Annotated in this window: 28 protein-coding genes and 1 pseudogene; 10 read left to right on the forward strand and 19 right to left on the reverse strand. The window is 60.7% G+C overall.

Features of this window, described 5'->3' with window-relative positions:
- Positions 1–58 precede the first annotated feature (58 nt).
- Positions 59–982 (forward strand): type VI secretion system-associated lipoprotein TagQ, encoded by a 924-nt coding sequence (tagQ, locus tag ACQRBV_RS09855; RefSeq protein WP_060756676.1) that lies wholly within the window; start codon positions 59–61, stop codon positions 980–982.
- Between the two features lie 124 nt (positions 983–1,106).
- A complete protein-coding gene (locus ACQRBV_RS09860; RefSeq protein WP_010207528.1) occupies positions 1,107–1,481 on the forward strand; it encodes a hypothetical protein in 375 nt (124 codons plus the stop codon).
- A 131-nt stretch (positions 1,482–1,612) separates the two neighbouring features.
- Here the strand turns inward: ACQRBV_RS09860 and ACQRBV_RS09865 are convergent, their stop codons facing one another.
- The 6 genes from ACQRBV_RS09865 to exbB form a co-directional block, all read right to left on the reverse strand.
- Positions 1,613–3,013 (reverse strand): aminoacyl-tRNA deacylase and HDOD domain-containing protein, encoded by a 1,401-nt coding sequence (locus tag ACQRBV_RS09865; protein WP_060756677.1) that lies wholly within the window; start codon positions 3,011–3,013, stop codon positions 1,613–1,615.
- 76 nt (positions 3,014–3,089) lie between these two features.
- Positions 3,090–5,165, reverse strand: coding sequence for an ATP-dependent DNA helicase RecG (gene recG / locus ACQRBV_RS09870; RefSeq protein ID WP_060756688.1), 2,076 nt, complete (start codon positions 5,163–5,165; stop codon positions 3,090–3,092).
- A gap of 8 nt (positions 5,166–5,173) precedes the next feature.
- A complete protein-coding gene (locus ACQRBV_RS09875) occupies positions 5,174–6,094 on the reverse strand; it encodes a hydrogen peroxide-inducible genes activator (protein WP_244384861.1) in 921 nt (306 codons plus the stop codon).
- Between the two features lie 131 nt (positions 6,095–6,225).
- The gene (locus ACQRBV_RS09880) at positions 6,226–6,975 is read right to left on the reverse strand and encodes an energy transducer TonB family protein (RefSeq protein ID WP_411984916.1); all 750 of its coding nucleotides are present in this window, start codon (positions 6,973–6,975) and stop codon (positions 6,226–6,228) included.
- Positions 6,972–7,397 (reverse strand): TonB system transport protein ExbD, encoded by a 426-nt coding sequence (gene exbD, locus ACQRBV_RS09885; RefSeq protein ID WP_060756679.1) that lies wholly within the window; start codon positions 7,395–7,397, stop codon positions 6,972–6,974. Before exbD ends, ACQRBV_RS09880 begins: the two co-directional genes overlap by 4 nt.
- Positions 7,398–7,403: 6 nt before the next feature.
- On the reverse strand, positions 7,404–8,384 hold the full coding sequence (gene exbB, locus ACQRBV_RS09890; RefSeq protein WP_411984917.1) for a tonB-system energizer ExbB: 981 nt from the start codon (positions 8,382–8,384) through the stop codon (positions 7,404–7,406).
- Between the two features lie 188 nt (positions 8,385–8,572).
- Between exbB and ACQRBV_RS09895 the strand changes: the two genes are divergently transcribed.
- Positions 8,573–9,430 (forward strand): SDR family oxidoreductase, encoded by an 858-nt coding sequence (locus ACQRBV_RS09895; RefSeq protein ID WP_161548603.1) that lies wholly within the window; start codon positions 8,573–8,575, stop codon positions 9,428–9,430.
- Between the two features lie 161 nt (positions 9,431–9,591).
- Here ACQRBV_RS09895 and ACQRBV_RS09900 read toward each other — a convergent pair whose 3' ends face one another.
- The 6 genes from ACQRBV_RS09900 to ACQRBV_RS09925 all read right to left on the reverse strand — a co-directional run bounded on the left by ACQRBV_RS09900 (position 9,592) and on the right by ACQRBV_RS09925 (position 14,904).
- On the reverse strand, positions 9,592–10,335 hold the full coding sequence (locus ACQRBV_RS09900; RefSeq protein WP_060753674.1) for a hypothetical protein: 744 nt from the start codon (positions 10,333–10,335) through the stop codon (positions 9,592–9,594).
- A 57-nt stretch (positions 10,336–10,392) separates the two neighbouring features.
- Positions 10,393–10,773 (reverse strand): RidA family protein, encoded by a 381-nt coding sequence (locus ACQRBV_RS09905; protein WP_060753673.1) that lies wholly within the window; start codon positions 10,771–10,773, stop codon positions 10,393–10,395.
- Between the two features lie 39 nt (positions 10,774–10,812).
- Positions 10,813–12,918 carry a bifunctional GTP diphosphokinase/guanosine-3',5'-bis pyrophosphate 3'-pyrophosphohydrolase gene (gene spoT, locus ACQRBV_RS09910; protein ID WP_060753672.1) on the reverse strand — a complete coding sequence of 702 codons (2,106 nt, stop codon included), beginning with the start codon at positions 12,916–12,918 and terminating at the stop codon, positions 10,813–10,815.
- A 60-nt stretch (positions 12,919–12,978) separates the two neighbouring features.
- Positions 12,979–13,242 carry a DNA-directed RNA polymerase subunit omega gene (gene rpoZ, locus ACQRBV_RS09915; protein WP_060753671.1) on the reverse strand — a complete coding sequence of 88 codons (264 nt, stop codon included), beginning with the start codon at positions 13,240–13,242 and terminating at the stop codon, positions 12,979–12,981.
- 167 nt (positions 13,243–13,409) lie between these two features.
- Positions 13,410–14,030 (reverse strand): guanylate kinase, encoded by a 621-nt coding sequence (gmk, locus tag ACQRBV_RS09920; RefSeq protein ID WP_126871035.1) that lies wholly within the window; start codon positions 14,028–14,030, stop codon positions 13,410–13,412.
- Between the two features lie 10 nt (positions 14,031–14,040).
- Positions 14,041–14,904 (reverse strand): YicC/YloC family endoribonuclease, encoded by an 864-nt coding sequence (locus ACQRBV_RS09925; protein ID WP_090367966.1) that lies wholly within the window; start codon positions 14,902–14,904, stop codon positions 14,041–14,043.
- Between the two features lie 186 nt (positions 14,905–15,090).
- Between ACQRBV_RS09925 and rph the strand changes: the two genes are divergently transcribed.
- Both rph and ACQRBV_RS09935 read left to right on the forward strand, forming a co-directional pair.
- Entirely contained in the window at positions 15,091–15,813 is a 723-nt protein-coding gene (rph, locus tag ACQRBV_RS09930; protein ID WP_060753668.1) for a ribonuclease PH, read from the forward strand.
- 22 nt (positions 15,814–15,835) lie between these two features.
- Complete coding sequence (locus ACQRBV_RS09935; RefSeq protein WP_060753667.1) at positions 15,836–16,207, forward strand: DUF4870 domain-containing protein; 372 nt, start codon at positions 15,836–15,838, stop codon at positions 16,205–16,207.
- A gap of 73 nt (positions 16,208–16,280) precedes the next feature.
- Here the strand turns inward: ACQRBV_RS09935 and ACQRBV_RS09940 are convergent, their stop codons facing one another.
- Positions 16,281–17,060: an exodeoxyribonuclease III gene (locus ACQRBV_RS09940; protein ID WP_003195493.1), complete on the reverse strand. Its 780-nt coding sequence runs from the start codon at positions 17,058–17,060 to the stop codon at positions 16,281–16,283.
- 82 nt (positions 17,061–17,142) lie between these two features.
- Here ACQRBV_RS09940 and pyrE point away from each other — a divergent pair, with 82 nt between their 5' ends.
- On the forward strand, positions 17,143–17,790 hold the full coding sequence (pyrE, locus tag ACQRBV_RS09945) for an orotate phosphoribosyltransferase (protein WP_104995021.1): 648 nt from the start codon (positions 17,143–17,145) through the stop codon (positions 17,788–17,790).
- Positions 17,791–17,850: 60 nt separating this feature from the next.
- On the opposite strand, the gene argB is transcribed toward pyrE, so the two are convergent.
- The gene (gene argB / locus ACQRBV_RS09950; protein WP_060753665.1) at positions 17,851–18,756 is read right to left on the reverse strand and encodes an acetylglutamate kinase; all 906 of its coding nucleotides are present in this window, start codon (positions 18,754–18,756) and stop codon (positions 17,851–17,853) included.
- Positions 18,757–18,775: 19 nt separating this feature from the next.
- Positions 18,776–20,179: pseudogene (locus ACQRBV_RS09955) on the reverse strand (phosphomannomutase/phosphoglucomutase); the annotation flags it as partial.
- Positions 20,180–20,214: 35 nt separating this feature from the next.
- On the opposite strand from ACQRBV_RS09955, the gene ACQRBV_RS09960 reads away from it, so the two are divergent.
- Complete coding sequence (locus ACQRBV_RS09960; protein WP_158683651.1) at positions 20,215–20,436, forward strand: hypothetical protein; 222 nt, start codon at positions 20,215–20,217, stop codon at positions 20,434–20,436.
- On the opposite strand, the gene dut is transcribed toward ACQRBV_RS09960, so the two are convergent.
- On the reverse strand, positions 20,437–20,892 hold the full coding sequence (gene dut / locus ACQRBV_RS09965) for a dUTP diphosphatase (RefSeq protein WP_016975923.1): 456 nt from the start codon (positions 20,890–20,892) through the stop codon (positions 20,437–20,439). It lies immediately after the preceding gene.
- A gap of 5 nt (positions 20,893–20,897) precedes the next feature.
- Positions 20,898–22,106: a bifunctional phosphopantothenoylcysteine decarboxylase/phosphopantothenate--cysteine ligase CoaBC gene (gene coaBC, locus ACQRBV_RS09970; RefSeq protein WP_060753663.1), complete on the reverse strand. Its 1,209-nt coding sequence runs from the start codon at positions 22,104–22,106 to the stop codon at positions 20,898–20,900.
- Between the two features lie 157 nt (positions 22,107–22,263).
- Here coaBC and radC point away from each other — a divergent pair, with 157 nt between their 5' ends.
- On the forward strand, positions 22,264–22,938 hold the full coding sequence (gene radC, locus ACQRBV_RS09975) for a RadC family protein (RefSeq protein WP_060753662.1): 675 nt from the start codon (positions 22,264–22,266) through the stop codon (positions 22,936–22,938).
- A 28-nt stretch (positions 22,939–22,966) separates the two neighbouring features.
- Here the strand turns inward: radC and ACQRBV_RS09980 are convergent, their stop codons facing one another.
- A complete protein-coding gene (locus tag ACQRBV_RS09980; protein ID WP_411984918.1) occupies positions 22,967–24,559 on the reverse strand; it encodes an ABC transporter substrate-binding protein in 1,593 nt (530 codons plus the stop codon).
- Positions 24,560–25,018: 459 nt separating this feature from the next.
- On the opposite strand from ACQRBV_RS09980, the gene rpmB reads away from it, so the two are divergent.
- Both rpmB and rpmG read left to right on the forward strand, forming a co-directional pair.
- Positions 25,019–25,252: a 50S ribosomal protein L28 gene (gene rpmB, locus ACQRBV_RS09985; protein WP_010207494.1), complete on the forward strand. Its 234-nt coding sequence runs from the start codon at positions 25,019–25,021 to the stop codon at positions 25,250–25,252.
- A gap of 11 nt (positions 25,253–25,263) precedes the next feature.
- On the forward strand, positions 25,264–25,419 hold the full coding sequence (rpmG, locus tag ACQRBV_RS09990) for a 50S ribosomal protein L33 (protein ID WP_003176906.1): 156 nt from the start codon (positions 25,264–25,266) through the stop codon (positions 25,417–25,419).
- A gap of 71 nt (positions 25,420–25,490) precedes the next feature.
- Here the strand turns inward: rpmG and ACQRBV_RS09995 are convergent, their stop codons facing one another.
- Positions 25,491–25,853 carry a cupin domain-containing protein gene (locus ACQRBV_RS09995; RefSeq protein WP_060753660.1) on the reverse strand — a complete coding sequence of 121 codons (363 nt, stop codon included), beginning with the start codon at positions 25,851–25,853 and terminating at the stop codon, positions 25,491–25,493.
- Positions 25,854–25,879: the final 26 nt, after the last annotated feature.

Below are 25,879 nucleotides of genomic sequence, written 5' to 3' on the forward strand. Positions count from 1 at the left end.
GGGACTCAGGCGGCGGTGGGCCGTGCTGGGCAAGTCAAACTTAACAGAGATCACACCTATGCTTTTTTCCCGTAAGGCGGTTTCCAAGCGTCACCTGCTGCTGATCGCAGCCGGTTTCAGTACCGTATTGACTGGTTGCGCCACGTCACCGGCCTCCAAGGTCGCGTCGAGCACCAAGGTCGAGTACTACCCGAACTGCTACGAGCCGGTGCAGCACCTGCGCGCCACCGATTCGAACATGACCAAGTCGGTGGTGACCGGTGCGGCCATCGGCGCGGCCGGTGGTGCATTGCTGGGTGCCCTGACCGGCGACGCTGACAAGCGCGGTCGTAACGCGGCCATTGGTGCTGCGGGCGGCGCCCTGGCTGGTGGCGCGGCGGGTTACTACACCGAGCGTCAAAAGCAGATCGCCGATGACAAGCAGCGCATTGCGTCCTACTCCACCGACTTCAATAAAAGCGCGTCCGACATCGACCGCAGCACCGCTTACGCCAAAGCGTCCCAGCAGTGCTATCAGAGCGCGTTCACCCAGCTGGTGAATGACCGCAAGGCCAAGACCGTCAACGACACCGAAGGCCGCAAGCGCCTGGCGGAAATCGTCGCGGGCCTGAAGGAGTCCAACGACCTGATCGTCGCGGTCAACGGCAAGGCCAGTGAAGACCTGAACAACTACACCCAGGCTTATGAGAAAGACCTGCAACAGGTTGGCGTGCAACGCACCGACGTGGTCACCGTGGCCACCGCCGACACCACGCCTGTGGTAGCGCCGACCAAGGGTAAGAAAGCCGTAAAACCTGCGAAAAAGCCGGTGCTGCCAACCGTGCCTAAAGAAGCGGTCACTACCGAGAAGAGCATCCAGACCGTGCAGGCCAAGCAAGCTGAAAGCAAGCAGGTTGCCAGCGCCGGCAAGGCCCAGATCGAAGGCACTTGCCGCGATCCGAACCTGGCCGATTGGGCGCCGGTGCCTTGCCCTAACGTTTAAGCAAGATGTTGCTATAAGCGTTAAACGCCTGCCGATCTCCCGCTAAAGCGCGAGATCGGTGGCGTTCTGCCTGCAAATCGTTACACTGCTGCGGCCACTTAATAAATACACCGAGGCCGTGTGCATGAAATTTCGTCTTCTGCTGTGGGTGCTGGGCCTGATGATGGGCAAAGCCAGCCGCACCAATCCCGCCTTCCAGCAACAGTTGGGTGATAAAGACCTGGCGTTCCAGTTGCAGACCCTCGACGGCAAGGTTGCCCGTCACTTCATCGTCAAAGACCAGCGCATCACCAGCCGTTCGGGTGTGCACCCGTCACCGGCATTTGCCATCGCCTTCAAAGACGCTGCCTACGGCTTCGCCACGATGCAGGCGAAGAACAAGCAGCTGGCGTTCATGACGGGGATTCAGGACAAGTCGATCCAGATCAAGGGAAACCCGGCGCTGGTAATCTGGTTCCAAGGGTTGACCAAGTATTTGAAGCCGAAGAAAAAGAAGTAGGGTTTTCAGCTAGACCGAGGTGGATTCATCGGGAGCAAGCCCCCTCCCACATTCGACTGCATTTCAAAGCTGGGGCTCGGTCAAATGTGGGAGGGGGCTTGCTCCCGATTGCGGTCTAACAGGCTACAGATTCAGCCCTGGTTGAACTGCGATGCCAGTTCGCGCAACAACACCTCGGCATCCAGCACTTTACCCACTACTTCCTCAGCTTTGTCCCGCGTCAGCTCCAGACGCTCCAGCAGCGCCTCCGGGATCGCTTCATCCGGCCCGGAACCGATGCCACGGCTGCGCAGCAGACGTACGGCCAGGCACACCAGGTTCGGGTACTCGGCGTATTGGCCGTCGTAGGTCGGGTCGTGCTGGAAGCGCAGGGCGGTGGACAGTTCGTCCGGCATGTCCCAGTAGCGCATCAGCCAGGCGCCGATCTGTTCGCGGCTGATGCCCAGCAGGTGCTGTTCGACATAGCTGTGGCACAGGTGCGGGTTGACCTCCAGGTGGCGGCAGATCAACGAGAAATGCGGCGGAAACACGTGGGCCAACAGCAGGTAACCGAAGTTGTGCAGCAAGCCGGCCAGGTAGGTCAGGCCGGCTTCCGGGCGCTGGGCGCGCGGCATGGCGCGGGTCAGGCCCTCGATCACGGCGGCGGTGTAGATCGATTGGTGCCAATACGGGGTGGCCTGGTGCGGATGGTCTTTGGGCAGGCTCAGGGTCTTGCCCAGGGCCAGGCCAAGCGCCAGGTTGATCACCAGGTCAAAGCCCAGCACACGCACGATGGCGTCTTCCACTGAGCGAATCTTGCCTGGCGAGGCGTAGTACGGCGACGCTGCCCAGCTCACCACTTGGGCAGCCAGGGCCGGGTCGGTTTCGACCACGCCGGTAATGTCATCGATGGTGGCGTTGGGGTCGACGCGCAACTTGATGATTTTTTGCGCGGTATCGGCCAGCGGCGGAATTTCGATGGTCGCTTCCAGGCGTTGCTGGATACGCCGGGCGGTAAACGCCTGCATCGCCTGGGTAATTTCCTCGCGGTCATCGTTGGGACGATCGAGGTTGGGGCGGATGTTGCTCAGCGGCTCGCCGAAGTGCCCGGCGCTGGCCTTGGTGAGCATGGTCTTGAACATGTCGCTGGCAATTTCCAGCAGCAGCCCGGCTTCACCCGAATGCACCAGCAGGCTCGGTTCGTTGAGCAAGCTGCCTTCGTACAGGCATGGCGAGCTGGTGAGCGCGGGCAGCCCCGGCAGCAGGCTCAACTCATGCTTGCCCAGCATGCGTTCGATGCGCTCCGGCGCTACGGCCGTCAGGCGGCGCCCGGTCAGTTCGGCCAAGCGGTTGAGGTCAAGCAACTGGTTCTGGGGGAACAGCACCATGAGAGCGCCAACGGCATCTTCCAGCAGCACCGCCTGGACCTTTCGCGCGGGATTCAGGCCAGGTTGTTCGGCAACTTCCGTGTAGGGGATGGCGAGCTTTGCGAGCAGAGCCCGAATGACCGGCGGAGCGGTCAGTGGGGCTGTGGCGAGGGCTACTTCTGACATGGCCTGATCCAAATTCGTACAGTCCAAGAAGTATAACCAGCTTGATACAGGTGTTGGTCGGAAAGTGAGGCAGGCGTCACACTTGGCCGTATTGCTGCCCATGTCGTAGCCAACGATTCAGCAATGGGCTGACATGCTCCGGCCAGCGCTCCAGTAGCGCTTGTGCCGCGTCACGCACGGCGGGCAACAGGTCGGCGTCGCGCATCAGGTCGGCGACCTTGAATTGCAGCAGGCCGGTCTGGCGGGTGCCGAGCATTTCGCCGGGGCCGCGCAGTTCGAGGTCTTTCTCGGCGATGACAAAACCGTCGTTGGTTTCACGCATGATGCCCAGGCGCTGACGACCGATTTGCGACAGCGGCGGGTGATACAGCAGCACGCAATGGCTGGCCGCGCTGCCCCGGCCGACACGGCCGCGCAGCTGGTGCAATTGCGCCAGGCCCAGGCGCTCGGGGTTTTCGATGATCATCAGGCTGGCGTTGGGTACGTCCACACCCACCTCGATTACCGTGGTGGCCACCAGCAGTTGCAGGTTGCCGGCCTTGAATTCGGCCATCACCGCGGCTTTTTCCGCAGGCTTCATGCGGCCGTGGATCAACCCGACCTTCAATTCGCCCAAGGCGCTGCTGAGGTCTTCGTACGTGGTTTCGGCGGCCTGGCAGGTCAGTTCTTCGGACTCTTCGATCAGCGTGCACACCCAATAGGCCTGACGACCTTCGGCGCAGGCCCCGCGTACGCGCTCGATTACTTCCACGCGGCGGGTGTCGGTGACCAGGACGGTATTGACGGGGGTACGGCCGGGAGGCAGTTCGTCGAGGATCGAGGTGTCGAGGTCGGCATAGGCGCTCATGGCCAGGGTGCGCGGGATCGGGGTGGCGGTCATGATCAACTGGTGCGGGTTCATGCGCCCGCCCACGCCTTTCTGGCGCAGAGCCAGGCGCTGCTGCACGCCGAAGCGGTGTTGCTCGTCGATGATCACCAGTGCCAGGTTCTTGAACTGCACTTCGTCTTGGAACAATGCGTGGGTGCCGACCACCATCGGCGCACCTGCGGCGATCTGTTCCAGCGCCGCCGCACGGTTCTTGCCCTTGAGCTTGCCGGCCAGCCACGCGACTTCCAGACCCAAGGGTTCGAGCCAGCGTTTGAAGGTAATGAAATGCTGTTCGGCAAGGATCTCCGTAGGCGCCATCAGCGCGACCTGGTAACCGGCCTCCAGTGCTTGCAGGGCGGCGAGGGCGGCGACCACGGTCTTGCCGGCGCCTACGTCGCCCTGGATCAGGCGCAGCATCGGTTCTTGCTGGCTCAAGTCGTAGGCGATTTCATTGCCGACGCGCTGTTGTGCTCCGGTCGGGGTAAAGCCGAGGTTGGCCAAGTAGAGTGCGGGCAAACGCGTGGCCTTGGGCATCGCCGGCGCGCGCAGCGAACGCATGCTCTCGCGCAGGCGTTGCTGGGACAGTTGGTGGGTCAGCAGTTCTTCGAAGGCCAGGCGGTGCTGGGCCCAGTGATGACCCAGGGCCAGTTCGTCGACATCGGCGTCGGCGGGTGGGTGATGCAGGTAGCGGATCGCATCGTCCAGGGGCGCCAATTGGTAATCGCGGGCAAGCTCCAGGGGCAGCCAGTCGGGCAGGCTCTTCGGGCCGAGCATCGTCAGGGTCTGCATGCACAGCTGGCGCAGGCGTTGTTGAGTCAAGCCTTCGGTGAGCGGGTAGATGGGCGTCAGCGTGGTATCTACCGGCGGCGGCTCGTCGCCGGTGATGGCGCGGTATTCCGGATGGTAGATCTCCAGGCCCGAGGCGCCGGGGCGCGCCTCACCGTAGCAGCGTACGCGGGTGCCCCGCTTGAGGCCCTCTTTCTGTGCGTTGCTGAAGTGGTAGAAGCGCAGGCTCAGCCCGCCGGTGCCGTCCTGCAGGCGTACCACCAGGCTGCGGCGCTTGCCCATGACCACGTCGGCACCGCTGACGGTGCCTTCGATCACCGCATCCTGCCCAGGACGCAACTGGCCGATAGGTACCACGCGGGTGCGGTCCTGATAGCGCAGCGGCAGATGGAACAGCACGTCCTGGAGGTTTTCCAGGCCGACCTTGGCCAGTTTTTCGGCCATGGCTTCACCGACACCCTTGAGTGCCGTCACCGACACCTGCGACAGTTCAGTCATACGACGTGTCAGCTCGCAGCCGTCGGCTTGGCCACCGAGCACAGGCGGATCGAGTCGGCGAGGATCTCAATGGCCTTGGGCCGCGGGAAACTGGCGCGCCAGGCAATGGCCACGGTACGGAACGGCACGGGTGCCGTGAGCGGGCGCACTTCGATCACGCCGGGGGCGTAGTGATGGCTGTCGACTGCCGACAGCGGGAGGATCGAAATGCCCAGGCCGGAGGCGACCATGTGGCGAATCGTCTCGAGGGAGCTGGACTCCACGGTGGTGTGCTTGGCGCCGTCGTTGCCCTTGGTCAGGGTCGGGCAGGCTTCGAGCACCTGGTCGCGGAAGCAGTGGCCTTCGCCGAGCAGCAACAGGCTCTTGTCGTTGAGCAGGCCGGCGTCGATCGTGTCTTTCTGCGTCCATGGGTGCGAGGCCGGCATCAGCACATAGAACGGCTCGTCATAGAGCGGCAGGGTCAGCACGTCTGCTTCGTTGAACGGCAGGGCAATGATGATCGCGTCCAGCTCACCGTTGCGCAGCTTGTCGCGCAGCACATGAGTGAAGTTTTCTTCGATGTACAACGGCATCTGCGGTGCAACGCGGTGCAGTTGCGGAATCAGGTGCGGGAACAGGTAGGGGCCAACGGTATAGATGGCGCCAACCTTCAGAGGCGCGGTCAGCTGGTTCTTGCCGGCCTGGGCCAACTCGCGAATGCTCTGCGCCTGCTCCAGGACTTTCTGGGCCTGGGCCACAATGCCTTCACCCACCGGGGTGAGACGCACGGCGCTTTTGCTGCGCTCGAAGATCAGCACACCGAGTTCGTCTTCAAGCTTTTTCACGCCCACCGACAGGGTCGGTTGGCTGACATGGCAACGCTCGGCCGCATGGCCGAAGTGCTGCTCTTGGGCGAGGGTCACGATGTAGCGTAATTCTGTAAGAGTCATAGCGGGCGTCCATGAGGTACAGCCCAAGCATACCGGCTGCAATCGATAGACGCACGTTATCAGAACTTTGGTGGGGATTGAGTGGGGATTTTGCTGAAGGTGGTGAGAGTTGCCCCTCACCACGCTCAGCGTTACCGGCGCCGCTTTTCGATGTTGTAGACGAAGGGTGCAACGATTTCGATGCTGCCACCTTTCAACATGTCGGCCGGCGGCTTGGGCAGTGGCTGGGCACGACGGATCATGTCCAGGGTCGCACGGTCCAGGTCGGCGTTGCCGGAGCGGCCTACCAACTCATAGGACAGCACATTGCCCTCTCCGTCGACCACGAAGCGCAAGCGGTTCAGGCCTTCCTTTCCGCTGCGCTGGGCGCTTGGCGGGTACTTCTTGTACTTCTGCAAATGCGCCAGCAGGGCACCTTCCCAGGATGCTTTGGCGGCGACCTGTTGGGGGGACGGGCCAGGCACCGGCTGGGCCGACTTTTCTGCGGGCGCGTTGGTCGGTGGTGTTTCACTCGGCGGCTCTTCGGAAGGTTTCTCCTTGGGCGGCTCGGGCTTCTTCTCTACCGGTTTGGGCGGCGCAGGCTTGGGCTTGGGTTTGACCGGCTTGGGCACCTGGATCGTTGGCTTGGGCGCCTCGGCCAGTTTCGGCAGGGGCAGCTCTTCCACCGGAGCGGGCGGTTGCGGCGGCGTGATGACCTTGGGCGGCGCCGGCGGTGGTGGTGCCGGCATTGGCGCCAGGTCGATGACCATGGCCGCCGGCGGCAATTGCACCGGATGCGGCGCGGACCATTGGAGCGCGATGATGATCGCGACGGCATGCACGCCCAGCACGACGGCAAGGCTGGTGCCATAACGCGTCAGTTTGTGGCGCGTCGTGATCATTTCTTGACTGCCGTCTCAAGTCCGACCAGGCCCACCTTGAGGTAGCCGGCTGCCCGCAGGGCATCCATCACGCTCATCAGGTCGCCGTAGTCCACGCCCTTGTCGGCCTGGAAGAAGATCGTCGTGTCTTTCTTGCCTTGGGTCTTGGCGTCGAGCACCGGGCCCAGGGTTTCAGCCTTGACTTCTTCTTCGCCCAGGAACAGGCGTTGGTCCGCCTTGACGCTGAGGAAGATCGGTTTCTCCGGCCGCGGCGCGGGCTTGGCGCTGGACGCGGGCAGGTCGACCTTGATGTCTACAGTCGCCAGTGGAGCCGCCACCATGAAGATGATCAGCAGCACCAGCATCACGTCGATAAACGGCGTGACATTGATCTCGTGGTTCTCGACGAGCTCGTCGTCGCCTTGATTCAAATGCAGGCCCATGGCCGATTACCCCACTTTCACCATGTGCGGTTGCGAGCTGCGCTCGGTAGGCAGGTGATCGAGGTCACGGCTGACCAGCAACAGGACTTCTGCCGACGCATCCGACACCTGCGCCTTGTAGCCGGCAATCGAACGGGCGAACACGTTGTAGATCACCACCGCAGGAATCGCCGCAACCAGGCCCAGGGCGGTAGCCAGCAAGGCTTCTGCGATACCGGGGGCAACGACGGCGAGGTTGGTGGTCTGGGTTTTGGCGATACCGATGAAGCTGTTCATGATGCCCCATACGGTGCCGAACAGGCCGACGAATGGCGCGGTAGAGCCGATGGTCGCGAGTACACCGGTGCCGCTGCTCATGTTGCGACCGCAGGCGGCCACCAGGCGCTCCAGGCGGAAGCTGACGCGTTCCTTGATGCCTTCTTTTTCACGCGTGTTGGCCGACAGGCGCATTTCTTCCAGTGCGTCGTGCACCAGCAGGTTGGCCAGGGTGCCCTTTTTGGTCGCGGTGTCGCTCGCTTCCTTGAGGGTGGTGGCCTTTTTCAGGTGGGCGATTTCACTGCGCAGACGACGCTTGGCGCCCAGCAGTTCAAAGCCTTTGGCGATCCAGATGGTCCAGGTAATGATCGAGGCGATGGCCAGGCCGATCATCACAGCTTTTACCACCACGTCAGCGTTCTGGTACATGCCCCACGGCGACAGGTCATGGGCCATGCCCAGGGTGTTGTCTTCTTCCAGCACAACGCCGGGTTCGGCGGCAGGCGTTGGAGTGGCGGCCTGGGATGGGTCAGTGGCAACCGGTGCGGCGGCAGGAGTCGCCGGGGTTGCAGCGCTGTGCTCGGCAGTGGCCGGAGTGGCGGGGGCAGTGGCGTCAGCGAATGCGGCGGTCGGCGCCAGCAGTACGCTGAACAGCATCGCAGCCACCGCACGCCAGGCGCGGGAGGGACTGTGAAGCAGGGTTGGCGAAGCGGGGTTGATATTACGTGTCATGCTGGCCGGACCTGAGAGAAGAAAATGGGTGATCGCCCTTCCAGACCCTTTGGGCCGAGGACAAATGGGCGGACATTATTGCAAGTAATTCTTGTTAACTAAAGTAATACAGTTACTTTATTTGTCCTTTTGCTGGCCGCTGGTCATCTTCGGCGGCTAATCTGCGCCTTTAAGAACGGAGTTTTGAAATGTCTGCGCCTTCTGTTGTGATTGCCGGTTGCGGTGATGTGGGTAGTCGGTTGGCTAGCCAATTGCTGGCCTCGGAATGGGAGGTTCACGGCTTGCGTCGCGATATTTCGCGTCTGCCCGACGGCGTAATCGGCATCGCCGGTGACCTGTTCAACAAGGACTGCCCTGACACCTGGCCGATCGGCGGGGTGGATTACCTGGTGTATTGCGCTGCCGCAACAGACCACGATGAAGCCGGCTACCGCGCCGCTTATGTGCAAGGCTTGCAGCATGTGCTGGAGTGGCTGCAGGACTACGGCCAGGCGCCGAAGCACCTGCTGTTTGTGTCCAGCAGCAGCGTGTATGGACAGCAGAATGGTGAGTGGGTCGATGAAACCTCCGACACTCAGGCCAAAGGTTACTCCGGCCAAGTGATGCTGGAGGCTGAGCAAGTCGCCCTCAACAGCGGTATCCCCGCGACCGTCGTGCGCTTGACCGGTATTTACGGCCCGGGCCGTGAGTGGCTGTTGACCCAGGTTCGCCAAGGTTATCGCGTGGCGATCGAGCCACCTTTATATGGCAACCGGATCCATGCGGATGATGCGGCAGGCCTGCTGGCGTTTTTGTTGCGCCATGTGGAGCAGGGTGGCTCGCTGGACAAGATCTATATCGGTGTCGACGATGCGCCTGCGCCGCTGGCTGAAGTGGTGGCTTGGCTACGCGAGTATCTGGGGGTGACCGAATGGGCCGAAGATGCCAGTGTGCGGCGTGCCGGCAGCAAGCAATGCAGTAATGCTCGAGCTAAAGCACTGGGTTGGCGCCCGGCCTATCCGAGTTACCGCGAAGGGTATGCGGCGATTCTTGAAGGTAAGTGCTGAATAAAACAGCTAATTTGTAGTGAGCGGGCTTGCCCCGCGCTGGGTGGCAAAGCCGCCCCAACAAAGACGCCGCGGTATTTCAGGAGGACTGAGGTGCCTGGGTTTGGGGCTGCTGCGCCGCCCAGCGCGGGGCAAGCCCGCTCACTACAGAGCTGCGTGCGTCATTGCTTTTCCAGTAGCCACTGACGCGGCCCCGGCGTAAACGAAGGTACTTCGTCCGCCTGGGCAGTGTTCACCGCCTGGAATATTTCCAGTTGCTTGCCCTTGCGGGCGAAGATCCACGGGTTGCCCTTGCCGTTCAGTTGCAGCCAGATGCTGTCGTAGCCGCCGCTCATGGAGGCGCAGTCGCCGGCCAGGCACAGCGAGTAGTGATCGACCCCAGGCAGGCCGGCGACCTTGCCGTTGGCCTGGAACTGCACCGTGGAGCCGTCACCGTTGCCGTCGGTGATCTTCCAGTCGCCGCCCATATAAGCTGCATACAGTGCCCGCTCGAAGTTGGCACCCAGCGGTGCGCCTTCCGGGGCCGGGTCTTTGGCGCGGGCGAACAACTGTTCAGGCTCGTTGTCGTTGGCCACTTGCAGCAGTTGTTTGCCTTTGCGCTTGAGTTCGGTGGCTGCGCTGCCGTAGAAGTCGACACTCCAGGCGCCTGGTTTCTCGCCGATCAACTTGCCTTCGGCGACTTCAAAACCGTTGTAGTAGCGCGCCTGCAGCGCTTTGGTATTGACCTCCCATTCGAGGTTCGGCCCATTGCTCTGCAGTGCTTCACGCAAAGGGCCGCCCTTGGCTGCTGCGTCGATGGCGGCCTGGTTGATCCAGGTGCCACTCACATCCAGGTCTGCAGGGTTGCTGGCGCAGCCGCCCAGCAGCAGGGCGAGCAACGAAGAGGCTACAAGCGCTTTGCGCATTACGAAATCCTTTTAAAACAAAGTCGGCGCGGCCTGTGGAGGCTGCGCCGGGTGTTTTTACTCGATGACCAGAATCGCGTCCATCTCAACCTGCGCGCCCTTTGGCAGAGCGGCCACGCCAATGGCGGCGCGGGCTGGGTAGGGTTGTTCGAAGTACTTGCCCATAATCTCGTTGACCTTGGCGAAGTGGCTCAGGTCAGTCAGGAAGATGTTCAGTTTGACGATGTCCTTGAACGAACCACCAGCAGCTTCGGCGACGGACTTGAGGTTTTCGAAGACCTGCACGGTCTGTGCTTCGAAGCCTTCAACCAGTTCCATGGTCTTTGGGTCCAGCGGGATCTGGCCGGACATGTAGACGGTATTGCCTGCCTTGATCGCCTGGGAATAAGTACCGATGGCGGCCGGGGCCTTGTCGCTGTTGATAACAGTCTTGGTCATTTGTGACTCCTTGTAAGAGAAGATGACTTATTTGATGCGCTAAGCACGCATGCGGGTGATGCGGATCACCCCTGTCAGGGCGCGCAGTTTCTTGATCACGCGGGCCAGGTGCACGCGGTCGTGGACGCTGACCACTAACTGGACCACGCTGATGCGGCCGTCGCGTTCATCCATGCTGATTTTTTCGATATTGCCATCGGCCGCGTTGACGCTGCTGGCCAACAGGGCGATCAAGCCGCGCTGGTGTTCCAACTCCACTCGCAACTCGACGTTGAATTCGCCGGTGACATCCTTGGCCCACGAGAGCTGGATGCATTTTTCCGGGTTGTGGCGGATTTCGCTGATGTTTCGGCAGTTGTCCAGGTGCACCACCATGCCTTTGCCGGCGGACAGATGGCCGACAATCGGGTCGCCCGGGATCGGCGTGCAGCACTTGGCGTAGCTGAGCACCAGGCCCTCGGTGCCGCGAATCGCCAGCGGGCCTTCGGGGCTTGGCAACTGTTCGCCTTCGCCCAACAGGCGACGGGCGACCACGTAGGCCATGCGGTTTCCCAGGCCGATATCTTCCAGCAGGTCTTCGATGTTTTGCTGGTGGTACTCGTTGAGTATCGCCTGCACACGCTCGTGCGGGATCTTGTCGAGGGCGCTGTCGAAACCGTTGAGCACCTTGTTCAGCAGGCGTTCGCCCAGGCTGATGGACTCGGAACGGCGTTGCAGTTTCAGGGCGTGGCGGATGTGCGTGCGTGCCTTGCCGGTGACGACGAAATTGAGCCACGCCGGATTCGGGCGTGCGCCCGGGGCGCTGACGATCTCGACCGTGGAACCGCTTTGCAGCGGTTCGGACAGCGGCGCGAGGCGACGGTTGATCCGGCAGGCAATGCAGCTGTTACCCACGTCGGTATGCACTGCGTAGGCAAAGTCGACCGCCGTGGAGCCTTTGGGCAACTCCATGATGCGGCCTTTGGGCGTGAAGACGTAGACCTCGTCCGGGAACAGGTCGATCTTCACGCTTTCGATGAATTCCAGGGAGTTACCGGCACGTTGCTGCATTTCCAGCACGCCTTTTACCCATTGGCGGGCGCGGGCATGGGTGCCTTTGGGTTGCTCGTCGCCGCTGGACTTGTAGAGCCAGTGGGCAGCGATGCCATTGTTGGCCATTTCTTCCATTTCCCGAGTGCGGATCTGGATTTCGATCGGCACCCCGTGCATACCGAACAGCGTGGTATGCAGCGATTGATAGCCGTTGGCCTTGGGAATGGCGATGTAGTCCTTGAAGCGACCCGGCAGCGGCTTGTACAAATTATGTACGGCGCCCAGCACGCGGTAGCAGGTGTCGACCTTGTCGACGATGATCCGGAACGCATAAACGTCCATGATCTCGTTGAAGGCCCGACGCTTGCCGCGCATCTTTTTATAGATGCCGTAGATGTGTTTCTGCCGGCCGCTGACTTCGCCTTCGATCTCGTCGATCGCCAGGCAATGGCTCAGGGACTCTTCGATCTTGTTGACGATTTCCTTGCGATTGCCACGGGCGCGCTTGACGGCCTGGTAGATGCGCGCCGAGCGCATCGGGTGCATCGCTTTGAAGCCGAGGTCTTCGAATTCGATACGAATGGCATGCATGCCCAGCCGGTTGGCGATGGGTGCATAGATTTCCAGGGTTTCCTTGGCAATGCGTCGACGCTTTTCGCCGGACAGCACTTCCAGCGTGCGCATGTTGTGCAGCCGGTCGGCCAGCTTGACCAGAATCACCCGGATATCGCGGGCCATGGCCATGGCCATCTTCTGGAAGTTTTCCGCCTGGGCTTCGGCCTTGGTCTCGAAGTTCATCTGGGTCAGTTTGCTGACCCCGTCGACCAGTTCGGCCACGGTTTCGCCAAATTGCGCGCTCAGCGCTTCCTTGGCGATGCCGGTGTCTTCGATCACGTCATGCAGCATCGCGGCCATCAGGCTTTGATGGTCCATGTGCATGTCGGCAAGAATATTTGCCACCGCAAGAGGATGGGTGACATACGCCTCGCCACTGCGGCGGCGTTGGCCGTCGTGGGCTTGTTCGGCGTAGAAATACGCTCGGCGGACCAGGTTGACCTGGTCTGGGCCGAGGTAGGCCGATAAGCGATCGGCGAGGGCGTCTATGCTCGGCAAAGTGCGAACTCCTGCCGTTGGCTGTGACCCTGCGCCGTGCTACGTCGACCAGGCATAGGCTTAGACGGCCTCGTTGGACTCGTCCTCGAACGCTGCAAACAGCGGTTCGTCCTGAACGATTTCCTGCTCGGCGATGAACTCGTAGCTCATCAGGCCTTCAGCGATTTCACGCAGGGCTACAACGGTAGGCTTGTCGTTTTCCCACTGGACCAGAGGCTCTTTGCCACCGGTGGCCAATTGACGGGCACGCTTGGTAGAGAGCATGACCAGCTCAAAGCGGTTATCCACGTGTTCTAGGCAGTCTTCAACGGTTACGCGGGCCATGGTATTCCTCGGAGCGAATGCAAGATGCGCGCTGCCCGGTTGGGCGAGCGGACTAAACAGTTTAAAAAATCACCAGCGTTTAGGGAAGCGCTGATTTTCCGCAGGCCCTCGCAAAACCGCTACAGGCATCAATGTAAAGCCCTTGCGGCGGTTTTGGGAAGAGCCAATCAACCAAGCAGTTCGGCGAGCAATTTGCCGAAACGCTGCTGTTGGCGCTTTTGCTGCAGCTGATTGGTGCGGAAAATGGCCTTCAGATCATCCAGTGCGTGGGCAAAGTCGTCATTGATGATCAGGTAATCGTAATCGACGTAGTGGCTCATTTCACTGACGGCTTCGCGCATGCGACCTTCGATGATCTCGTCGCTGTCCTGGCCGCGATTGGTCAGACGCTGGTGCAAGGCTTCCAGGGACGGCGGCAGGATAAAGATCGAGCGCGCCTGGGGCATCAGCTTGCGTACCTGTTCGGCGCCCTGCCAGTCGATTTCCAGGATCAGGTCGTGGCCTTCGTCCAGGGTCTGCTGCAAGTGGCTCTGCGAGGTGCCGTAGAGGTTGCCGAAGACTTCGGCGCGCTCCAGGAAGTCGCCGTGCTCGATCATCTTGACAAACTCGGTGCGCTCGACGAAATGGTAGTGCTCGCCGTTGACCTCGCCCGGGCGCATGGCGCGGGTGGTGTGGGAAACCGAGATGCGGATGTGCTCGTCAGCGTCGGTCAGGGCCTTGACCAAGCTGCTCTTGCCCGCGCCCGAAGGGGCGGAAATGATGTAAAGGGTGCCGGTGCTGTGGGTCATGGAAGTTGCCTTACTCAATATTCTGTACTTGTTCGCGCATCTGCTCGATCAACACTTTGAGGTTGACCGCCGCTTGTGTGCTGCGTGGGTCAAACGCCTTGGAACCCAGTGTATTGGCTTCGCGGTTGAGTTCCTGCATCAGGAAGTCCAGGCGCCGACCGGCGGCACCGGCGGACTTGAGTACGCGGCGCACTTCGAGGATGTGGGTGCTGAGGCGGTCGAGTTCTTCCGCAACGTCGCTCTTCTGGGCCAGCAGGACCATTTCCTGCTCCAGGCGCGTCGGGTCCAGGTCAGCCTTCATGTCGGCAAAGCGATCGAGGACCTTCTGGCGCTGGGTGGCGAGCATTTGCGGCACCAGTTCGCGCAGGATGACCACGTCTTCTTCGATTGACGTCAGGCGTTCGTTGATCAGGCGGGCCAGTTCGGCGCCTTCGCGCTCGCGGCCGGCCTTGAGCTCCTTCAAACCCTGATTGAACAGGGCCAGGGCTTCGGCGTTGAGCGCTTGCGGGTCGGTAGCGTCGGCCACCAGTACGCCGGGCCAGGCCAGCACTTCCAGTGGGTTAAGCGCGGCGGGCTGTTGGATCAGGCCGGCGATGGTTTCTGCTGCAGCGACCAGTTGCGCGGCGCGGTCGCGATCGACCTGCAAGGGCTTGCCGGTGGTTTCTTCGGTAAAGCGCAGGGTGCATTCCAGCTTGCCGCGCGAGATGCCTTGGCGCAGCGCTTCACGCACGGCGCCTTCGAGGTCACGGAAAGACTCCGGCAGGCGCAGGTGCGGCTCCAGGTAGCGGCTGTTGACCGAGCGCAGTTCCCAGCTCAGGGTGCCTTGGGCGCCGGCTTTTTCGACGCGGGCGAAGGCGGTCATGCTGTGCACCATGGAGGTACCTCGCGTTGCAGCCCAGCAAATACGGGCTGATGGTTAGGAAGGCGCAGGATTGTAGCGTAGTGGGGCGGGCACGCCCAAACCCGAGCATTCGTAACCGAATTTTTTAGCAGTGCCCCGAATCGGCTCGCGGCTCTATAATGCTCGGCAGTTTTTCGTCCTCAGTACAGGTGTCTCCCTATGAAACGTCCAAGTGGTCGCGCTGCCGATCAGCTCCGCTCGATCCGCATCACCCGCAACTACACCAAACACGCCGAGGGATCTGTACTGGTCGAGTTTGGCGATACCAAAGTCATCTGTACGGTCAGCGTCGAAAATGGCGTACCACGCTTCCTCAAAGGCCAGGGTCAGGGCTGGTTGACCGCCGAATACGGCATGTTGCCGCGTGCAACCGGCGAGCGGAACCAGCGTGAAGCCAGCCGTGGCAAGCAAGGTGGCCGTACCCTGGAAATCCAGCGCCTGATTGGTCGGTCCCTGCGCGCCGCGCTGGATATGTCCAAGCTGGGAGACGTGACCCTGTATGTCGACTGCGACGTGATCCAGGCTGACGGCGGCACCCGCACGGCGTCTATCACCGGCGCCATGGTGGCCCTGGTCGACGCGTTGAAAGTGATCAAGAAACGTGGCGGCCTGAAGGGCGGTGACCCGCTCAAGCAAATGATCGCCGCCGTTTCGGTGGGCATGTACCAGGGCGAGCCTGTGCTGGACCTGGACTATCTGGAAGACTCGGCTGCCGAGACCGACCTGAACGTGGTGATGACCAGCACCGGTGGTTTCATCGAAGTGCAGGGCACCGCTGAAGGCGCACCGTTCCAGCCGGCTGAGCTGAATGCCATGCTGGCCTTGGCCCAGAAGGGCATGACCGAAATCTTCGCACTGCAGACCGCCGCACTGGCTGACTGAACCCGCCTCAAGGAGAAGCGCCATGAATGACAACAGCCAAATGCCTGTACCTACGCCTTCCTACGAAGTGCGCCAGGGCGCGATGTTGTGCCATCTCGCGGCGTTCCTGGGGTTTGTGTTCCCCTTCGGCAGCGTCGTGGGGCCGCTGATCCTGTGGCAGATGAAGAAGGAAGTGGACCCGTTCATTGATGACCAGGGCAAGGAAGCCTTGAATTTCCAGATCACCGTGGCCATTGCCTGGATCGCTTGCATCGTGCTGGCCTTTGCGGTGATTGGCTTTTTCCTGATGTTCGCCCTGGCGATCGCCACGGTGGTGCTGACCATCATTGGCAGTATCAAGGCCAACAAGGGGATCGCCTACCGCTATCCCTTGACCTGGCGTGTGATCAAGTAACGCGCGCCCAGCTGACCGGCAGGCACAAAAAAACCGACAGCGATGTCGGTTTTTTTGTGCCTGGAAAAAGACCTCAGATGGTCAGTGTCCAGTCGTAGTCCACGATCAGCGGCGCGTGCTGCGAGAAGCGTGGCTGGCGTGGCAGGCGTGCGCTGCGTACAAACCGGCGCAGACCAGGGGTCAGCAACTGGTAGTCGAAACGCCAGCCCAGGTTGAGCATCTCAGCCTGTTCGTTATCCGGCCACCAGCTGTACTGGTCACCTTCGCGGCTGACTTCGCGCAGGGCATCGACATAACCCATGTTGCCGACAATCTCGTCCATCCAGGCCCGTTCCGGCGCCAGGAAACCCGGGGATTGCTGGCTGTCGCGCCAGTTCTTGATATCCAGCTTCTGTTGCGCCACGTACAGCGAGCCACAATAAATGTACTCGCGACGTTTGCGCCGCTGTTTATCCAGATAACGGGCGAAATCGTCCATTAGCTTGAACTTCTGGTTCAAGTCTTCATCGCCGTTCTGCCCCGAAGGGAGCAGCAAGGTCGCGATGCTGACCTTGTCGAAATCGGCTTGCAGGTAGCGCCCGTAGCGGTCGGCTGTCTCGAAGCCGAGGCCGCTGATGACCGCCTTGGGTTGCAACCGCGAGTACAAAGCCACGCCACCTTGGGTGGGCACTTCGGCATCGCAGGCATAAAGGAAGTAGCCATCCAGTTGGAAGGCTGGGTCGTCCAGTTCAAAGGCGGAGGCGCGGGTGTCCTGCAGGCAGATGACGTCGGCATTCTGTGCTTGCAGCCAACTGAGCAAACCACGCTCGACTGCAGCCTGAATACCATTAACGTTCACACTGATGATCCGCATAAATGGCCCCAAAAATCGCGTGCGTGTATGATACACGCCGTCTACCTAATTAGCTAAATCCGTGGTATCTGAGGCTTTTTTCATGCAGGCGTATCAACGCGATTTCATTCGTTTTGCCATCGATCGCGGCGTTTTGCGCTTCGGTGAGTTCACTCTCAAGTCCGGGCGCACCAGCCCGTACTTCTTCAATGCGGGCTTGTTCAACTCGGGTTCGGCCCTGGCCCAGCTGGGTCGTTTCTACGCGGCGGCCATCGTTGAAAGCGGTATTTCGTTCGACGTGCTGTTCGGTCCAGCCTACAAGGGTATCCCCCTGGCGGCGGCTACTGCTGTGGCCCTGGCTGAACATCATGGCCAGGACCTGCCATGGTGCTTCAACCGCAAAGAGGCCAAGGCCCACGGCGAAGGCGGTAGCCTGGTCGGGGCACCGCTCAAGGGCGAAGTGCTGATCATCGACGACGTGATCACCGCCGGTACTGCGATCCGCGAAGTGATGCAGATCATTGCGTCCCAGGAAGGCGCCAAGGCTGCCGGCGTACTGATCGCGCTGAACCGTCAGGAGCGTGGCAATGGTGAATTGTCGGCCATCCAGGAAGTCGAGCGCGATTTCGGCATTCCCGTAGTGAGCATCGTATCGCTGAACCAGGTGTTGCAGTTCCTGGAAGATGATCCGCAGCTCAAGCAGCACCTGCCGGCGGTGAAGGCGTACCGCGAGCAGTTCGGCGTCCAGTAAGCGCCGCACAACAAAAAGCCCCACCTCCTACAGGAGGTGGGGCTTTTTAGTACCTATTGATCAAGGACGCTTGCGGTTACTGATCAACGTACCCATGCCGGTATCCGTGAAGATTTCCAGCAGTACCGCGTTCGGTACACGCCCATCAATGATCAACGAGCTGCCGACGCCGCCTTGCACCGCTTCCAGCGCGCAACGGATCTTTGGCAGCATGCCGCCATAGATGGTGCCGTCGGCGATCAGGTCGTCCACTTGTTGGGTGGTCAGGCCGGTGAGGACCTTGCCTTGCTTGTCCATCAGGCCGGCAATGTTGGTCAGCAGCATGAGCTTTTCAGCTTTCAGCGCTTCAGCCACCTTGCCCGCCACAAGGTCGGCGTTGATGTTGTAGGACTCACCGTTGGCACCTACGCCGATTGGTGCGATTACCGGGATGAAATCACCCTTGACCAGCAGGTTCAGCAGGTCGGTATTCACGCCAACCACTTCGCCCACCTGGCCGATATCGATGATTTCCGGCTGGGTCATTTCCGGCGTCTGACGGGTCACCGTCAGTTTTTTCGCACGGATCAGTTCGGCGTCCTTACCGGTCAGGCCGATGGCGCTGCCGCCATGACGGTTGATCAGGTTGACGATGTCTTTGTTCACCTGGCCGCCGAGGACCATCTCCACCACGTCCATGGTCTGTGCGTCAGTCACACGCATACCATCGATGAAATGACTCTCGATCGACAAGCGCTTGAGCAGGTCGCCGATTTGCGGGCCGCCACCGTGAACCACCACCGGGTTGATGCCCACCGCCTTCATCATCACGATATCGCGGGCAAAGCCGGTCTTGAGCTCATCGCTTTCCATGGCATTGCCGCCGTACTTGATCACCAGCGTCTTGCCGACGTAGCGTCGGATATAAGGCAACGCTTCGGACAGGACCTTGGCGGTGTTGGCGGCGGCTTCGCGTTCGAGGGTCATTCAGTGCTCCGGTAAAAAATCAGAACGGTAATTGGAGATCAGGGGCAACACGTTTCAACTGGGCGTGGAACACGTCCTTGATGCGCTGCAACTCAGCCTCGGTATCCGCCTCGAAACGCAGCACCAGCACCGGTGTGGTGTTGGATGCGCGAACCAGGCCCCAGCCTTTGGCGTAATCGACTCGCACACCATCAATGATGGTCAGGTTGGCGCCTTCACCCCATTGTGCATCGTGCAGTGCATCAATGATGCTGAATTTGCTCTCCTCGGTCACATGGATATTGATCTCTGGAGTAGAAATATCATTCGGGAAGGTCTGAAACAGTTCTTCGGCGGAGGATTTTTCCTTGCTGAGGATCTCCAGCAGGCGGGCGGCGCTGTAAATACCGTCGTCAAACCCGAACCAACGCTCCTTGAAGAACACGTGGCCGCTCATTTCGCCGGCCAATAACGCACCGGTTTCCTTCATTTTCTTTTTGATCAACGAGTGACCGGTCTTCCACATTAGCGGGCGACCACCGTACTCCTTGATCAGCGGGGTGAGGCGGCGGGTGCATTTCACGTCGAAGATGATCTCGGCGTTGGGATTGCGGGCCACCACATCACGGGCGAAAAGCATCAGCAGGCGATCCGGGAACACGATCTCACCGGTTTCAGTCACCACGCCCACGCGGTCGCCGTCGCCGTCGAAGGCCAGCCCCACATCGGCGCCCACTTCCTTGACCTTGGCGATCAGGTCCACCAGGTTTTCAGGCTTGCCTGGGTCCGGGTGGTGGTTGGGGAAGTTGCCGTCGACTTCGCAGAACAGCGGGATGACTTCACAGTTCAGGGCTTCGAGCAGTTGCGGCGCAATTACGCCGGCCGCGCCGTTGCCACAGTCCACCACCACTTTCAGGCGGCGTGCGAGTTTGACGTCGCGGGTGATTTCGTCAGAGTAGCGCTGCAGGATGTCGACTTTGGTGATGCTGCCCTTGCCGCTGGTCAGGTCGTTGGTTTTCAGGCGGTTGTGCAGGGCCTGGATCTGTTCATTGGCCAGGGTGTCGCCCGCGATGACGATCTTGAAGCCGTTGTAGTCCGACGGATTATGACTGCCGGTGAGCATCACCCCGGACTTGCCTGCCAGCACATTGGCTGCGTAGTACAGCGCCGGCGTCGGCACCAGGCCGACGTCGCTCACATGGCAGCCGCTATCGGCCAGGCCCTGGATCAGTTGTTCCACCAACTCGGGGCCGGACAGGCGACCGTCACGGCCGACCGAAACGTTGGGCTCATTCTGCGCCAGGCTTTGGGAGCCGATGGCGCGGCCAATCCAGTAAGCGGTTTCAGCGGTCAGGGTCTTGGGCACCACGCCACGGATGTCGTAGGCGCGGAAGATGCTGTCGGGGAAGGTCGGGGCTACTCGGGCTGCGGTACTCATCGCGGGGGGAACTCCATCTGAAGGGGGCAAAGCTGGCCTTAATGTGGCTGACCGGCAGGCTCAAACTGAAGGGTAAGACGACGTTTTCGGCAGAGAGTTCGTGGTGCAAAAATGCCATCGGCGTGCTGGCTTTGCTATGGCAGTCGCGTAATCCATTGATTTCTTTAGGGAAATATCGCTGGTTAAATCCGCGCATTCTTCATCCTGAAAAGCCGTGCGGTGGTATCAGGCCGGACAGCAGCATCCGGCTTGATTCAGCTTAGTCAGTGGCTGCCGGAATGCCCAAAACCACCTGCGCCGCGCTGGGTTTCGTCGAACTCCTGTACCAGTTCGAAGTGCGCCTGTACCACCGGTACCAATACCAACTGGGCGATGCGTTCGCCGACGGCAATGTTGAAGGCCGTCTGGCCACGGTTCCAGCAGGACACCATCAGTTCGCCCTGATAGTCAGAGTCGATCAGGCCCACGAGGTTGCCCAGCACAATCCCGTGTTTGTGGCCCAGGCCGGAGCGCGGCAGGATCAATGCCGCCAGGCCTGGGTCACCCACATAGATCGATAGCCCAGTGGGGATCAGGATCGTCTGGCCTGGTTCGAGGACCGTGTCCTCTTTGAGCATGGCGCGCAGGTCCAGCCCGGCGGAGCCCGGTGTGGCGTAGGCCGGCAGTGGGAATTCGTTGCCGATGCGTGGGTCGAGGATCTTGGCTTGCAAAGCGTGCATGGAAATTAAACCTGGTTCAGCCGTTGGGCGATAAAGGAGATCAGTTGGCGGGCAATCTTGCCCTTGCTGGTCTGGGCGAAAAGGGTGGCGTGCAGTTCGCGGTCGATCACGCTGCAGGCATTTTCCTCGCTGTTGAAGCCGATGCTCGGGTTGGCGACATCATTGGCAACGATCAGGTCGAGGTTTTTGTCTTTCAATTTACGTGCGGCATAGTCCAGCAGATGCTCGGTCTCGGCTGCAAAGCCGACGCTGAAGGGGCGATCCGGGCGCGTTGCGATGCTGGCAAGAATGTCCGGGTTGCGCACCATTTGCAGGAGCAGGCCGTCACCGTTTGTAGGGTCTTTCTTGAGCTTTTGCGGGGCTACGACTTCCGGGCGGTAATCCGCTACCGCTGCCGAGGCGATAAACAGATCGCACGGAATGGCTGCTTCGCAAGCCGCCAGCATGTCGCGGGCGCTCACTACGTCGATTCGCGTGACGCGATCAGGGGTCGGCAAATGAACCGGGCCGGTGATCAGGGTGACGCGTGCGCCTGCCTCAACCGCGGCCTCTGCCAAGGCAAAGCCCATTTTTCCTGAGCTATGGTTGGTAATGTAGCGCACCGGGTCGATGTTTTCCTGAGTGGGGCCGGCAGTAATCAATACGTGCTTGCCGGTCAGGGCCAGGTGCTGGAAGCACTCTGCGGCACACAGTGCCAGGTCCGTGGCTTCGAGCATGCGGCCCATGCCGACGTCGCCGCAGGCCTGGCTGCCGGATGCCGGGCCGAATACCTTGAGGCCACGGCTTTGCAGGAGCTGAGTGTTGGCCTGGGTGGCCGGGTCGCGCCACATGGCCTGGTTCATGGCCGGTGCAATGGCAACGGTGGCGTCGGTAGCCAGTACCAGCGTGGTCAGCAGGTCATCGGCGATGCCTTGGGCCAGGCGGGCGATCAGGTCGGCGGTGGCCGGGGCGATCAGTACCAGGTCGGCCCATTTGGCCAGTTCGATATGGCCCATGGCGGCTTCTGCCGCCGGGTCGAGCAAGTCCAGGTGAACCGGGTGGCCGGACAGGGCCTGCATGGTCAGCGGGGTGATGAACTCACTGCCGCCGCGGGTCATGACCACCCGTACTTCGGCGCCTTGGTCCAGGAGCCTGCGAACCAGCTCTGCGCTCTTATAGGCGGCAATGCCGCCGCCGACGCCGAGAACGATGCGTTTCCGATACAGACGCTGCATTGGTTTGCCTTTCCAGTTCAGTGTTGCCAGTTCAGTGACGCCTGCGATGCCCCCTCCCCAGGTGAAATCGCACGCAAAAAAGAGGGCCTACGATAACACAGCGTCCGCCAGGCAACAGCGACGCACATGCCATGGGGCGTATGGAGAGGGAGGCGGTATGAGTATTCGTGATTGGCCCGTGGCGGAACGTCCGCGGGAGAAACTTCTGGAGTGGGGTGCGGCAAGCCTGTCCGATGCCGAGTTGCTGGCAATTTTCCTGCGTACTGGGGTTTCCGGCAGAAGCGCGGTCGACCTGGCGCGCCATCTGTTGGTGCAATTTGGTGGGCTTCGTCAGCTTCTGGAGGCCAGCCAGACACTGTTCAGCCAGCATTTGGGGCTGGGGCCGGCGAAGTTCGCACAGTTGCAGGCGGTATTGGAAATGTCCCGGCGTCACCTGGCCGAACGGCTGCGCACAGACTCCGTACTGGAAAGCCCGGTGGCCGTGCGCGAATACCTCAAGGCATTGTTGCGCCATGAGTCCCACGAAACATTCGGCTGCCTGTTTCTCGACTCGAAACACCGGGTGCTCGGGTTTGAGGTGTTGTCCCAGGGCACCATCGATGCGGCGATAGTCTACCCCCGGCAAGTGGTCAAGCGTGCGCTGTCGTACAACGCAGCAGCCTTGATCCTGTGCCACAACCACCCCTCTGGAAGTCTTGAACCGAGCGCAGCTGATCGGAAATTGACCAAGTTGCTGCAAAAGACGCTGGAGTTGGTGGATGTACGGGTGCTGGATCACATCATCGTGGGGGATGGAGACCCGTTATCGATGGCGGAATATGGGTGGATGTAAGCCCGCCCCGGTGGGGCGGGCCTGGTTTTCAGGGCTTGACGCTGACCTTGGAAAAATCCTGGCGTCCAAACGGGCTCACCTGATACCCCTCGACATTCTTGCGTGTGAGGGCAAACGCCGTCGGATGCGCCAACGGCAGCCACAGCGCCTGTTGCTGGATCTGCGCCTGGGCCTGTTGATACAGCTTGCTGCGCACGCCTTGCTCGCTGGTGGTCTTGCCGGCGCTGATCAGTTTGTCCAGCGTCGGGTCGCAGTAGCGGGCGAAATTCGTCCCGGATTTCACCGCGGCACACGAGAATTGCGGGGTCAGGAAGTTATCCGGGTCGCCGTTGTCGCCAGCCCACCCCATGAACAGCAGGTCATGCTCGCCCGCCTTGGCACGGCGAATCAGCTCACCCCACTCGATCACTCGGATCTCGGCCTGGATGCCTACCTTGGCCAGGTCCGCTTGCAGCAGCTGCGCGCCGAGGTTTGGGTTGGGGTTCAGCAGGCTGCCCGTGGGACGCGTCCAAATGGTGGTCTTGAAGCCGTCCTTGAGCCCGGCACGCTCCAGAAGCGTCTTGGCCTTGGCGAGGTCCTGCGGGTAACCCGGCAAGTCCTTGGCGTAGCTCCAGGTGTTGGGCGGGTAGGGTCCATTGGCGGCTTCGGCGGTCCCTTCGAACACGGCCTTGAGGTAACTGCCCTTATCGAAGGCGAGGTTGATTGCCTGACGCACTTCCTGCTTGTCCAGAGGTGGGTGCTGGCTATTGATGGCCACGAAGGCCGTCATGAAGGCGGCCGTTTTTTCCACCTTGAGCGCTGGGTCCTTTTCGGCTTCGCCGACGTCCAATGGCTTGGGCGAAAGAGCGATCTGGCATTCGTCGCGATGCAGTTTCTGCAAGCGCACATTGGCATCCGGGGTGATGGCGAAGATCAGGTTGTCCACAGCCGGTTTGCCGGCGAAGTAGTCCGGGTTGGCCTTGTAGCGAACCACGGCATCTTTTTGAAAACGCACAAACACGAACGGGCCAGTCCCTATCGGTTGGCTGTTGAGTTTGTCCGGTGTGCCGGCCTTGAGCAGTTTATCGGCATATTCCGCTGAATAGATCGATGCGAATCCCATGCTCAACGCCGCGAGGAAAGTGGAGTCGGCGTGATCGAGGGTGAAACGCACGGTGAGCGGGTCAAGGGCGTCGATTTTTTTGACCAGTGTGGGCAGTTGCAGCGACTGCGCATGGGGGAAGCCGCTTTGGGCGATCTGGTGCCATGGGTTGGCTGGGTCGAGCATGCGCTCGAAGCTGAAACGCACGTCTTCGGCGGTCAGGGTGCGGCTTGGGGTGAAATATTCAGTGCGATGAAACTTCACATTCGGGTGCAGCTTGAAGGTATACGTCAGGCCGTCCGGGGACACTTCCCAGCTGTCTGCCAGGCTGGGTACCAGCTTGCCGCTGGCTACGTCGTAATCCACCAGGCGATTCATCAGTACGTCGGCCGAGGCGTTGGTGGTGGTCAGCGAGTTGTATTGCACCACATCGAACCCTTCGGGGCTGGCTTCGGTGCAAACACTCAAGCTGGTGGCGGCAACGGCCGGCGGCGCGATAAATAGAGGGGCTAGCAGTAGCGGTAGGGCTGCGAGGCGCATATTCGGTTTCCTGTGCAGATCGAAGGCCCATCTGCGAGTGCAGTCTGGAAAAAAGCCTACCGTAGTGGTCTGCCGGATAAATGACTAGCCCATTTTTGCCTGTGCTTTTGCCTCAAATGCTGTTTTGATGGCGGCCTGGTGCATTTCGCTGTGCGCTTCATCCGCGCGCGCAGGCTGTGCAAATCATTCCGTGCGACGAGCGGTCGGCTGTTCAGCGGGCCCTGCTGGCAATGGTTCAGGCGTCCGAAGCCGAGATTTAAGTCGGTAAAAACGCACGGGCTGTTGTTGCACCGGGGTCTTTCTGGTATAAAGCAGCGCTCTTTTCTAGGGGCCCGGTTCCTTCGCTTGTAGGTGTAGCCGGTAAGACCCTAAAGAAACGCGGCGCCTGGCGCCAAATGACTGAGAGATTAAGCGGCCAACCCATGCCGGGTTGGGCATGTGGTTTTAGAGGGCTGAGGCATGTCGAGAGTCTGTCAAGTTACCGGTAAGGGTCCGGTGACTGGGAATAACATTTCCCACGCAAATAACAAAACCCGTCGTCGTTTCCTGCCGAACCTGCAGCATCACCGCTTCTGGGTTGAAGAAGAGAAACGTTTCGTCCGTCTGCGCGTATCTGCCAAAGGCATGCGCATCATCGACAAGCGTGGCATCACTGTCGTGCTGGCTGAATTGCGCCGCGCTGGCACAATCTAAGGAGCTATATCATGCGTGAATTGATTCGAATGATCTCTAGCGCCGGTACTGGTCACTTCTACACTACCGACAAGAACAAGCGTACTACCCCGGACAAGCTCGAAAAGAAAATGTTCGACCCGCGCGTTCGCAAGCACGTGATCTACAAAGAAGGCAAAATCAAGTAATTGGTTGCCTTTCTTGTGAAAAAAAGCCCGTATCTCACGATCCGGGCTTTTTTTTGCCTGAAATTTGCGGTTCAGGCTTTCTGTTCGAACACCACGTAGATCTTGCGGCACGCCTCCAGCACTTCCCAGGTGCCGCTGAAGCCTGCGGGGATCACGAAGCGGTCGCCGGCGCGCAAGGTCTTGGCATTGCCGTCGACATCCCGCAATACAGAAACACCCTGCACAATCTCGCAGTACTCGTGTTCGGTGTAATTGACCTTCCAGTGCCCGACCTCGCCTTCCCACACTCCGGCGCTCATCTGTCCGCACGGACTGTTGTAGTGGTTGTAGAGCGTTTGTTCGGGATCACCCTTGAGGATTTTTTCGGCGGCAGGGCGGTAGCGCTCGGGGGCGGTGTTGGCTTGGCTGAAGTCGACGATGTCCTGGATGCTCATGTGCGTGTCCCGTCTGGCCTGGGGTT

This window comes from Pseudomonas sp. R11F, from assembly GCF_050312575.1.
In the GTDB taxonomy this organism is placed as follows: Bacteria; Pseudomonadota; Gammaproteobacteria; order Pseudomonadales; family Pseudomonadaceae; genus Aquipseudomonas; species Aquipseudomonas palleroniana.

What these genes read in the sequence shown, in the direction of transcription:
- ACQRBV_RS09880 (WP_411984916.1), bottom strand. Translation starts at nt 6,975, where the DNA reads ATGATCACGACGCGCCACAAACTGACGCGTTATGGCACCAGCCTTGCC.
- exbD (WP_060756679.1), bottom strand. Translation starts at nt 7,397, where the DNA reads ATGGGCCTGCATTTGAATCAAGGCGACGACGAGCTCGTCGAGAACCAC.
- ACQRBV_RS09895 (WP_161548603.1), top strand. Translation starts at nt 8,573, where the DNA reads ATGTCTGCGCCTTCTGTTGTGATTGCCGGTTGCGGTGATGTGGGTAGT.
- ACQRBV_RS09980 (WP_411984918.1), bottom strand. Translation starts at nt 24,559, where the DNA reads ATGCGCCTCGCAGCCCTACCGCTACTGCTAGCCCCTCTATTTATCGCG.
- pyrE (WP_104995021.1), top strand. Translation starts at nt 17,143, where the DNA reads ATGCAGGCGTATCAACGCGATTTCATTCGTTTTGCCATCGATCGCGGC.
- ACQRBV_RS09860 (WP_010207528.1), top strand. Translation starts at nt 1,107, where the DNA reads ATGAAATTTCGTCTTCTGCTGTGGGTGCTGGGCCTGATGATGGGCAAA.
- ACQRBV_RS09900 (WP_060753674.1), bottom strand. Translation starts at nt 10,335, where the DNA reads ATGCGCAAAGCGCTTGTAGCCTCTTCGTTGCTCGCCCTGCTGCTGGGC.
- ACQRBV_RS09995 (WP_060753660.1), bottom strand. Translation starts at nt 25,853, where the DNA reads ATGAGCATCCAGGACATCGTCGACTTCAGCCAAGCCAACACCGCCCCC.
- ACQRBV_RS09935 (WP_060753667.1), top strand. Translation starts at nt 15,836, where the DNA reads ATGAATGACAACAGCCAAATGCCTGTACCTACGCCTTCCTACGAAGTG.
- ACQRBV_RS09960 (WP_158683651.1), top strand. Translation starts at nt 20,215, where the DNA reads ATGTGGCTGACCGGCAGGCTCAAACTGAAGGGTAAGACGACGTTTTCG.
- ACQRBV_RS09940 (WP_003195493.1), bottom strand. Translation starts at nt 17,060, where the DNA reads ATGCGGATCATCAGTGTGAACGTTAATGGTATTCAGGCTGCAGTCGAG.
- rph (WP_060753668.1), top strand. Translation starts at nt 15,091, where the DNA reads ATGAAACGTCCAAGTGGTCGCGCTGCCGATCAGCTCCGCTCGATCCGC.
- recG (WP_060756688.1), bottom strand. Translation starts at nt 5,165, where the DNA reads ATGACTGAACTGTCGCAGGTGTCGGTGACGGCACTCAAGGGTGTCGGT.
- exbB (WP_411984917.1), bottom strand. Translation starts at nt 8,384, where the DNA reads ATGACACGTAATATCAACCCCGCTTCGCCAACCCTGCTTCACAGTCCC.
- rpoZ (WP_060753671.1), bottom strand. Translation starts at nt 13,242, where the DNA reads ATGGCCCGCGTAACCGTTGAAGACTGCCTAGAACACGTGGATAACCGC.
- ACQRBV_RS09925 (WP_090367966.1), bottom strand. Translation starts at nt 14,904, where the DNA reads ATGGTGCACAGCATGACCGCCTTCGCCCGCGTCGAAAAAGCCGGCGCC.
- gmk (WP_126871035.1), bottom strand. Translation starts at nt 14,030, where the DNA reads ATGACCCACAGCACCGGCACCCTTTACATCATTTCCGCCCCTTCGGGC.
- ACQRBV_RS09875 (WP_244384861.1), bottom strand. Translation starts at nt 6,094, where the DNA reads ATGACTCTTACAGAATTACGCTACATCGTGACCCTCGCCCAAGAGCAG.
- argB (WP_060753665.1), bottom strand. Translation starts at nt 18,756, where the DNA reads ATGACCCTCGAACGCGAAGCCGCCGCCAACACCGCCAAGGTCCTGTCC.
- rpmG (WP_003176906.1), top strand. Translation starts at nt 25,264, where the DNA reads ATGCGTGAATTGATTCGAATGATCTCTAGCGCCGGTACTGGTCACTTC.
- ACQRBV_RS09905 (WP_060753673.1), bottom strand. Translation starts at nt 10,773, where the DNA reads ATGACCAAGACTGTTATCAACAGCGACAAGGCCCCGGCCGCCATCGGT.
- ACQRBV_RS09865 (WP_060756677.1), bottom strand. Translation starts at nt 3,013, where the DNA reads ATGTCAGAAGTAGCCCTCGCCACAGCCCCACTGACCGCTCCGCCGGTC.
- rpmB (WP_010207494.1), top strand. Translation starts at nt 25,019, where the DNA reads ATGTCGAGAGTCTGTCAAGTTACCGGTAAGGGTCCGGTGACTGGGAAT.
- tagQ (WP_060756676.1), top strand. Translation starts at nt 59, where the DNA reads ATGCTTTTTTCCCGTAAGGCGGTTTCCAAGCGTCACCTGCTGCTGATC.
- dut (WP_016975923.1), bottom strand. Translation starts at nt 20,892, where the DNA reads ATGCACGCTTTGCAAGCCAAGATCCTCGACCCACGCATCGGCAACGAA.
- coaBC (WP_060753663.1), bottom strand. Translation starts at nt 22,106, where the DNA reads ATGCAGCGTCTGTATCGGAAACGCATCGTTCTCGGCGTCGGCGGCGGC.
- radC (WP_060753662.1), top strand. Translation starts at nt 22,264, where the DNA reads ATGAGTATTCGTGATTGGCCCGTGGCGGAACGTCCGCGGGAGAAACTT.